This window comes from Nitrospirae bacterium YQR-1, from assembly GCA_039908095.1.
GTDB lineage: Bacteria > Nitrospirota > Thermodesulfovibrionia > Thermodesulfovibrionales > Magnetobacteriaceae > Magnetomonas.
Map to the genome: position 1 here is coordinate 1 of JAMOBJ010000077.1, position 1,452 is coordinate 1,452.

A 1,452-nucleotide genomic window follows, 5' to 3' on the forward strand; every position below is an offset into this window, starting at 1 on the left:
TCTGTAAAACCTTTCCGTCAGCTCAGTGTAATCTTTGGCGTCAATCAAAGCCTGAATTTGCGCTCTCGATAGGCTCAGCCCTTCGACAAGCTCAGGAGCACAGAATGACAGAGGAGTTGGCGGCATGATTTGTATCGAAAAAATTATAAAATTAGCGACCGAGTGGGCCACAAGCCCTGTCTATGATTGTGCAACGAGAGCGGAAATTCAGGCTTTGATTGACGCCAAAGATTACACTGAGCTGACGGAAAGGTTTTACAGAACACTGGACTTTGGCACAGGCGGCCTCAGAGGTGTCATGGGAGGCGGTATTAACCGCATTAACGCATACACCGTTAGGATGGCCACACAGGGGCTTGCCAACTACATTTTATCATTTGAAGACGGCGCTGAAAGAGGTGTTGTTATTGGATACGACAGTAGAAATAATTCCAAGGAGTATGCCCGAGAAACCGCAGTAGTTCTTGCATCAAACGGAATAAAAATGTATCTTTTTGACTCTTTAAGGCCGGTGCCTGAACTGTCTTTTACTGTAAGATTTAAACAAGCAAAAGCTGGTGTGTGTATCACAGCTTCCCACAACCCACCGGAGTACAACGGCTATAAGGTCTATTTTGAGGATGGCGGGCAGATTACCCCGCCTCACGATAAAAACATAATTGCAGAGGTTGGTAAAATAACAGGACTTACAGATGTTAAAAGCAGCACTGACTTTGACAGTGCTGTAAGCGCTGGTTTAATTGAATTAATCGGCTCTGAGGTTGACAACGCTTACATAAAAGAGGTGTGTAAACAGTCGGTTCGTACAGCTGCGGATAACATAAAAATAGTATATACTCCTCTTCACGGCGCCGGATACTCTGTTGTTGCCAAAGCACTGATAATGCAGGGATTTTCTGACATCCATATAGTCAAGGAGCAGAGTATCCCCGACGGCAACTTTCCCACCGTTATATCCCCAAACCCTGAGGAGCCGGAAGGATTTAAAATGGCCGTTGCCCTGTTTGAAAAAACAGGGGCTGACATTGCCCTGGCCACAGATCCCGACTGCGACCGCATAGGGGTAGCTGTAAGAGACAACGACGGCAAACCGGTTCTTCTTAACGGAAATCAGGTAGGAGTGCTCCTTACCGGCTACATATTGGAAGCACTTGCCGGCACTATTGATACTAAAAAAGCCGCTGTCATTAAAACTATCGTAACCAGCAGCCTCATAGAGAAAATCTCCGATAGCTTTGGCGTAAAGTGCATATCTGTGTTGACCGGTTTTAAGTACATCGGAGAGTGGATAAAGCAAAACCCGGATTTCGATTTTATTTTTGGTTGTGAGGAATCCTACGGCTACCTGCGCGGCACATACGCAAGGGATAAGGATGCCTGTGTTTACTTTTGAATTGGTATTAGCTGTTTGAGAAACGCTTACGCATAAAAATTCTGGATGAAAAAAACTTG

Annotated in this window: 1 protein-coding gene; it reads left to right on the forward strand. The window is 45.4% G+C overall.

What is annotated here, in order from left to right; all coding sequences use genetic code 11:
* Window positions 1-124: 124 nt before the first annotated feature.
* A complete protein-coding gene (locus tag H7844_15940) occupies window positions 125-1,393 on the forward strand; it encodes a phospho-sugar mutase (GenBank protein ID MEO5358769.1) in 1,269 nt (422 codons plus the stop codon).
* Window positions 1,394-1,452 lie beyond the last annotated feature (59 nt).

Excerpts from the sequence above, each read along its gene's own strand:
- H7844_15940 (MEO5358769.1), top strand. The coding sequence starts at position 125 with ATGATTTGTATCGAAAAAATTATAAAATTAGCGACCGAGTGGGCCACA.